8 protein-coding genes are annotated in these 6766 nt (G+C 74.5%); 2 read left to right on the top strand and 6 right to left on the bottom strand.

What is annotated here, in order from left to right; genetic code table 11:
* The first annotated feature begins 64 nt into the window (after positions 1-64).
* Positions 65-850 carry a DUF8842 C-terminal domain-containing protein gene (locus AC51EU_RS25000; RefSeq protein ID WP_496269324.1) on the top strand — a complete coding sequence of 262 codons (786 nt, stop codon included), beginning with the start codon at positions 65-67 and terminating at the stop codon, positions 848-850.
* A 118-nt stretch (positions 851-968) separates the two neighbouring features.
* Positions 969-1310, top strand: coding sequence for a hypothetical protein (locus AC51EU_RS25005; RefSeq protein ID WP_496269325.1), 342 nt, complete (start codon positions 969-971; stop codon positions 1308-1310).
* Positions 1311-1343: 33 nt separating this feature from the next.
* Here AC51EU_RS25005 and der read toward each other — a convergent pair whose 3' ends face one another.
* The 6 genes from der to AC51EU_RS25035 form a co-directional block, all read right to left on the bottom strand.
* Positions 1344-2807, bottom strand: a complete 1464-nt coding sequence (gene der, locus AC51EU_RS25010; protein ID WP_496269326.1) for a ribosome biogenesis GTPase Der — start codon at positions 2805-2807, stop codon at positions 1344-1346.
* A 90-nt stretch (positions 2808-2897) separates the two neighbouring features.
* Positions 2898-3554: a lysophospholipid acyltransferase family protein gene (locus AC51EU_RS25015; RefSeq protein WP_496269327.1), complete on the bottom strand. Its 657-nt coding sequence runs from the start codon at positions 3552-3554 to the stop codon at positions 2898-2900.
* The gene (gene cmk / locus AC51EU_RS25020) at positions 3551-4264 is read right to left on the bottom strand and encodes a (d)CMP kinase (RefSeq protein ID WP_496269328.1); all 714 of its coding nucleotides are present in this window, start codon (positions 4262-4264) and stop codon (positions 3551-3553) included. Before cmk ends, AC51EU_RS25015 begins: the two co-directional genes overlap by 4 nt.
* A gap of 97 nt (positions 4265-4361) precedes the next feature.
* Positions 4362-5447, bottom strand: coding sequence for a prephenate dehydrogenase (locus AC51EU_RS25025; protein WP_496269329.1), 1086 nt, complete (start codon positions 5445-5447; stop codon positions 4362-4364).
* Positions 5444-5806: a chorismate mutase gene (gene aroH, locus AC51EU_RS25030; protein WP_496269330.1), complete on the bottom strand. Its 363-nt coding sequence runs from the start codon at positions 5804-5806 to the stop codon at positions 5444-5446. The genes AC51EU_RS25025 and aroH overlap by 4 nt, the downstream gene beginning before the upstream one ends.
* Positions 5807-5948: 142 nt before the next feature.
* On the bottom strand, positions 5949-6766 hold an 818-nt coding region (locus tag AC51EU_RS25035), incomplete at its 5' end, for a pseudouridine synthase (RefSeq protein ID WP_496269331.1).

Here is a 6766-nt window from a genome sequence, read left to right on the forward strand (position 1 = left end):
GCCCGTTGTGCTTCTACGAGCCGGGAGACCGCCCGGTGACCGCTCAGAGATCGAGGAGCCATCCGTGCCGCGCATGCTCGACGTCAGCGACGAGGTCCGCGCCGAGATCGGTGATGCAGAGGCCGATCGTCTGCTGGCCGGCGGGGGCGCCCCCGGCCAGTACGACTGCACCTCTTGCCGCACCCCCGGCGACAGCGAGCAGGAGCGCACCAGCACCGTCCTGTTCGTCGGTGAGGAGACCGCGGTGCTCGCCTTCGCGCACGCCTCCTGCATCCCCTCGCAGGTCGTCCCGGTGGCGGAGGAGCAGCTCAAGGGGGCCGTGGCCTCCATCTCCGCGCAGGACGGCGGCGCGCCCGCCGCGCCCGTCCCCACCGCGGAACGGCAGGCGACCCTCGGCGTCACCTGCGGTCTGGTGCTGGTCGAGGGAGAGCTGCGGGCGGCACTGGTCGTCGAGCCCAGCAGCCCCATCGCCCGCCCGGGGTCGGTCAGCCTGGACGACGACTTCCTGCCGCTGCTGCTGGAGAACGGCTTCCAGCGGGTGACGGACGTGGCCGTGCTGCCGGGACCCAACCACGGCTGGTCGGCGCTGCTGGCCATGGGCAAACTGCACGCCGTCCTCCAGCCCGGCAACGGTGGCGCCCAGGCGGCGTGGTGGCAGGCGCACCAGCCGCTGGCCGTGTCGGACGGCTGGCGCGCCGCGGCCACCAAGGCGCAGAACGTCGTGATGTACGCCGCGCCCGCGGGCGGCATCGGGCACCAGCCGCGGGAGGACCTGATGCGGCAGGCGCTGGAGCGGGCCGCGGCGCGCGGTGAGCTCGTCGGCGGGGTGATGCCGCTGGCCGGCACCTGAGCGTCCGGCCCGCCCGCGGATCGCGGGTGCCCTTCCGCGCCCCGGCGCAGGGCACCCGCGATCCGGCGTTTCCGGGGGAAAGCCGCATCCCCGGCGGACCGGGGTCGTTGGTGCAGACGTGCACCCATACGAGCCCTCGCCGCGTCCTCCGTACCCCCACCAGATCCCCGGGATGCGCCCGTCGCACGATCCCCGGGCGCCCCACCGTGCCGAGCAGCGTTCGGCCACGCCGATCTACGACGCGCTCTACGCCGAGTTCCGCCGCGCGTTCCGGACCCTGCCCGGCGACCGCTCCGGCGAGGGCGACGGGCCCGATCCGCTGCGCGGCCCCGGGGGCTGGGGCCGTCCGGCGGCGCCGGGCCGCTGGGAGGCCGTCGCCCGGCAGCAGCCCTACCCGGCGCGGGGCCCCGTCCCGGCGCTGCCGCCGGGGCAGCACCAGCCCCGGCCGTACGGACGCTGACGCCGGCGGCACGGGACGCCGTGCCGCCGCCCGTCACTTCTTCTTCTGGCCGCGCTTCTCCCGCACCCGCACGGAGATGTGGATCGGCGTGCCCTCGAAACCGAACTCCTCGCGCAGCCGCCGCTCGACGAAGCGGCGGTACCCGGCCTCCAGGAAGCCGGAGGCGAAGAGGACGAACCGGGGCGGCTTGGTGCCGGCCTGGGTGCCGAACAGGATGCGGGGCTGCTTGCCGCCGCGCACCGGGTGCGGGTGGGAGGCGACGATCTCGCCGAGGAAGGCGTTCAGCCGCCCGGTCGGGACGCGGGTCTCCCAGCCGGCCAGCGCCGTCTCGATCGCCGGGACCAGCTTCTCCATGTGGCGGCCGGTGCGCGCGGAGACGTTCACCCGCATCGCCCACGGGACCTGCACGAGGTCCCGCTCGATCTCGCGCTCCAGGTAGAAGCGGCGCTCCTCGTCGAGGGTGTCCCACTTGTTGTAGGCGATGACCAGGGCCCGTCCGGCCTCCACGGCCATGGTGATGATCCGCTGGTCCTGGACGCTGATGGACTCGCCCGCGTCGATCAGGACGACGGCGACCTCGGCCTTCTCCACGGCCGCCGCGGTGCGCAGCGAGGCGTAGTAGTCGGCGCCCTCCTGGAGGTGCACCCGGCGGCGGATGCCGGCGGTGTCGACGAACTTCCACGTCTTGCCGCCCAGTTCGATCATCTCGTCGACCGGGTCGCGGGTGGTGCCGGCCAGCTCGTTGACGACCACCCGCTCCTCGCCGGCGACCTTGTTGAGCAGCGAGGACTTGCCGACGTTGGGGCGGCCGATGAGGGCGATCCGGCGCGGGCCGCCGACCACCTGGCCGAAGGTCTGCGCGGGCGCCTCGGGCAGGGCCTCCAGGGCGGCGTCGAGCATGTCGCCGGTGCCGCGGCCGTGCAGCGCGGAGACGGGGTGGGGCTCGCCGAGGCCCAGCGACCAGAGCATCGCGGCGTCGGCCTCGCCGGAGGGGCCGTCGACCTTGTTGGCGACCAGGACGACGGGCTTGCCGGCGCGGCGCAGCAGCTTGACGACGGCCTCGTCGGTGTCGGTGGCGCCGACCTTGGCGTCCACGACGAAGACGACGGCGTCGGCGGCCTCGATGGCGAACTCGGCCTGCATCGCGACGGAGGCGTCGATGCCGAGGACGTCCTGCTCCCAGCCGCCGGTGTCGACGACCTTGAAGCGGCGTCCGTTCCATTCGGCCTCGTAGGTGACGCGGTCGCGGGTGACGCCCGGCCGGTCCTCGACGACCGCCTCACGGCGGCCGATGATGCGGTTCACCAGGGTCGACTTGCCGACGTTGGGGCGGCCGACGACGGCGAGCACCGGCAGCGGGCCGTGCCCGGCGGCCGCGATGTCGCCCTCGACCTCCTCGGGGTCGAAGCCCTCCTGCGCGGCAAGCTCCATGAACTCCGCGTACTCGGCGTCGCCAAGCGCCCCGTGCTCGTCGCCGGTGGGGATCTGGTCGTTCATGAAGTCCGTTCCTCGTACTCACAGTGCGGCGGGTGCCGCAGGCTTCGTCGTCGGGGGGCCGCCTCGCGCGGCCCCCTGCTCAAGTGTCGGTCAGCGCCCGGTCAGGCGCCTGGCGTTTTCCAGGTGGGCGGTGAGCCGTTCCCGGATGCGTACGGTCGCCTCGTCCAGCGCCGTACGGGTGCGCCGCCCGCTGCCGTCACCCGCCGTGAAGGGGTCCCCGAGGACGACGTCGATCCGGCCGCGCAGCGGCGGCACCGCCGGGACGAGCCGGCTGCGGCGCTCGGTGCTGCCGAGGACCGCGACCGGGACGACCGGGGCGCCGGAGCGCACCGCGAAGTAGGCGAGGCCCGCCCGCAGGGAGGCGAAGTCGCCCTCGCCGCGGGTGCCCTCCGGGAAGATGCCCAGGACCCCGCCGCGTGCCAGGACGCCCAGGGCGTCGGTGACCGCCCGGCGGTCGGTGGTGGCGCGGTCCACCTTCAGCTGCCCGATGCCCCGCAGGAACGGGTCGAGCGGGCCGGCGAAGGCTTCCTTCTTGATCAGGAAGTGCACCGGGCGGGGCGCGGTGCCCATCAGCATCGGGCCGTCGATGCCGTGGGTGTGGTTGACGGCGAGGATCACCGGGCCGGCGGACGGCATCCGCCAGGCGCCCAGGACCCGCGGCCGCCACAGCCCGTACATCAGGCCGATGCCGATGCGGCGCCCGACCGCGGCGCCCCGCGGTCCGGGCGCCCCGGTGTCCTGGGTCACCGCCCCGCCTTCGCGGCGGCGGCGCCCTCGATGAGGGTGACCACGCACTCGACGACCTGCTCCAGGGTGAGGTCGGTGGTGTCGACCTCGACGGCGTCGGCGGCCTTGGCCAGCGGCGAGGCGGCGCGGGAGGAGTCGGCGGCGTCCCGCTTGAGCAGGGCCTCGCGGGTGGCGGCGAGGCCGGCCGCGTCCTTGCCCTTCAGCTCACCGCTGCGGCGGGCCGCGCGGGCCTCGGGCGAGGCGGTCAGGAAGACCTTGAGGTCGGCGTCGGGCAGCACCGTGATGCCGATGTCGCGGCCCTCGACGACGATGCCGCGGGGGGCCGAGGCGGCGATGGAGCGCTGGAGGGCGGTGATCCGCTCGCGTACCTCGGGGACGGCGCTGACGGCGCTGACCGCGGCGGTGACCTCCTGGGTGCGGATCGGGCCGGACGCGTCCGCGCCGTCGACGGTGATGGCCGGGGCGGCCGGGTCGGTACCGGAGGCGATCACCGGCTTGGCGCTGGCCTCGGCGACCGCGGCGGCGTCCCGCACGTCGATGCCGTTGGCCAGCATCCACCAGGTGATCGCGCGGTACTGGGCCCCGGTGTCGAGGTACCCGAGGCCGAGCGTGGCGGCGACGGCCTTGGACGTGCTGGACTTGCCCGTGCCGGCGGGGCCGTCGATGGCGACAATCACTGCTGCCGGTGCGGTCCGGGCGGCGGTTTCCACGGTGACGAAGACCTCTCTGGTTGCACAGGGCGGGATCCGGGGCCCAAACGGCCTCGGCCAAGGTTACTTGGTCGGCCGCTTCCCCCTGTCCACGGTCTCACTGCCGGATGGACCAGCCTCTCTCGCGCAGCTCCGCGGTCAGCGCGGGCACGGCGGCCGGGGCGACGGTGAGCTGGATGAAGCCGGCCTGCTGGCCGGTGGCGTGCTCGATGCGGACGTCCTCGATGTTGACCCCGGCGCGGCCGGCGTCGGCGAAGATGCGGGCCAGCTCGCCGGGCTGGTCGCCGATGTGGACGGAGACGGTCTCGTAGGCGGCGGGGGCGGCGCCGTGCTTGCCCGGGACGCGTTCGCGGCCGGCGTTGCCGCGGCGCAGGACGTCCTCGATGCCCTCGGCGCCGCCGCCGCGCCGCTCCTCGTCGCCGGACTCCAGGGCGCGCAGGGCGCGGACCGTGGCTCCCAGGTCGTCGGCGACGGCGGAGAGCACCTCGGCGACCGGCCCGGGGTTGGCGGAGAGGATGTCGAGCCACATGCGGGGGTCGGAGGCGGCGATCCGGGTGACGTCGCGGATGCCCTGGCCGCAGAGGCGTACGGCGGTCTCGTCGGCGCCCTGGAGGCGGGCGGCGACGAGGCTGGAGACCAGTTGCGGGGTGTGCGAGACGAGGGCGACGGCGCGGTCGTGGGCGTCGGCGTCCATCACCACCGGGACGGCCCGGCACAGGGCGACCAGTTCCAGGGCGAGGTTGAGCACCTCGGTGTCGCCGCCGGGCGACGGGGTCAGCACCCAGGGGCGGCCCTCGAAGAGGTCGGCGGTCGCGGCCAGCGGGCCGGAGCGTTCCTTGCCCGCCATCGGGTGGGTGCCGAGGTAGCGGGTCAGGTCGCGGCCGGTGGCCTCCAGCGCGCGGCGGGGGCCGCCCTTGACGCTGGCGACGTCGAGGTAGGCGCGGGCGATGCCGCGGTCCATGGCGGCGCCCAGGGCGGTCGCGACATGGGCGGGCGGTACGGCGACGACGACGAGGTCGACGGGTCCGGTGGGCGGCTCGGCGGTGCCCGCGCCGAGGGAGGCGGCGGTGCGGGCCTGGGCCTCGTCGTGGTCCTCCAGGTGGACGCGCACCCCGCGGGCGTGGAGGGCGAGGGCGACCGAGGTGCCGATCAGGCCGGTGCCGATGACGAGCGCTGTCCTCACTGCGCGATGTCCTTCCGCAGCGCGGCGGTGGCACCGAGGTACACATGGGCGATGCCGGCCTTGGTGACGTCGGTCTCGACGTGCGCCAGGACGCGGACGACGCGTTCCATGGCACCGTCGACGTCGAGTTCCCGCGCGCACAGCAGGGGGACGTCGGTGATGCCGAGGTCGCGGGCGGCGGCGGCCGGGAAGTCGCTGTGCAGGTCGGGTGTGGCGGTGAACCACACGCTGATCAGGTCGTCGGGGACGAGGGCGTTGCGCTCCAGCACGGCGGTGAGCAGCTCCGCCACCCGCTCGCGCATGTGTGCCGCGTCGTCCCGCTCCAGCTGGACGGCCCCCCGGACCGCTCGTACCGCCACGTCGTGCTCTCTCTTCCTGCGTGTGTCCGCGTGCGCGTCGGCACGCCTCCTCAGCGTAACCAGCGCCGCCGGCGGCCGGGCGGGGTGTCCCCGGCCGGCCGCCGGTGTCAGGGCCGGGGGCGCCGTGCCGTACGGGGCCGGGTCAGAGTTCGACCTCGCGCATCAGCATGCCGACCTCGGTGTTGGTCAGCCGCCGCAGCCAGCCGGACTTCTGGTCGCCGAGGGCGATGGGGCCGAAGCCGGTGCGGACGAGCTTGTCGACGGGGTGGCCCGCCTCGGCGAGCATCCGCCGCACGATGTGCTTGCGGCCCTCGTGCAGCACCACCTCGACCAGGTAGTTCTTGCCGGTCTGCTGCACCACGCGGAAGTGGTCGGCGCGGGCGTAGCCGTCCTCCAGCTGGATGCCGTCCTTGAGCCGCTTGCCGATGTCGCGCGGCAGCGGGCCCTGGATGGCCGCCAGGTAGGTCTTCTGGACGCCGTAGCGGGGGTGCGTCAGCCGGTGGGCCAGCTCGCCGTGGTTGGTGAGCAGGATGATGCCCTCGGTCTCGGTGTCCAGCCGGCCGACGTGGAAGAGGCGGGTCTCCCGGTTGGTGACGTAGTCGCCCAGGCACTGGCGGCCGTCGGGGTCCTCCATGGTGGAGACGACGCCGGCGGGCTTGTTCAGGGCGAAGAAGAGGTACGACTGGGTGGCGACGGTGAGGCCGTCCACCTTGATCTCGTCCTTGTCCGGGTCGACGCGGACGCCCTGCTCGGTGACGATCCGGCCGTTGACCTCGACACGGGCCTGGTCGATCAGCTCCTCGCAGGCGCGGCGCGAGCCCATACCGGCCCTGGCCAGCACCTTCTGCAGCCGCTCGCCCTCCTGGTCCCCGAACGTCTTGGGGGTGGAGACACGCGGCTTGTCGTAGCGGGCGCGGTTGCGCTCCTCGATCTGCGCCTCGTACTCGCGTGGACGGGCGG

This window comes from Candidatus Streptomyces philanthi (genome assembly GCF_059553635.1).

Excerpts from the sequence above, each read along its gene's own strand:
- der (WP_496269326.1), bottom strand. The coding sequence starts at position 2,807 with ATGAACGACCAGATCCCCACCGGCGACGAGCACGGGGCGCTTGGCGAC.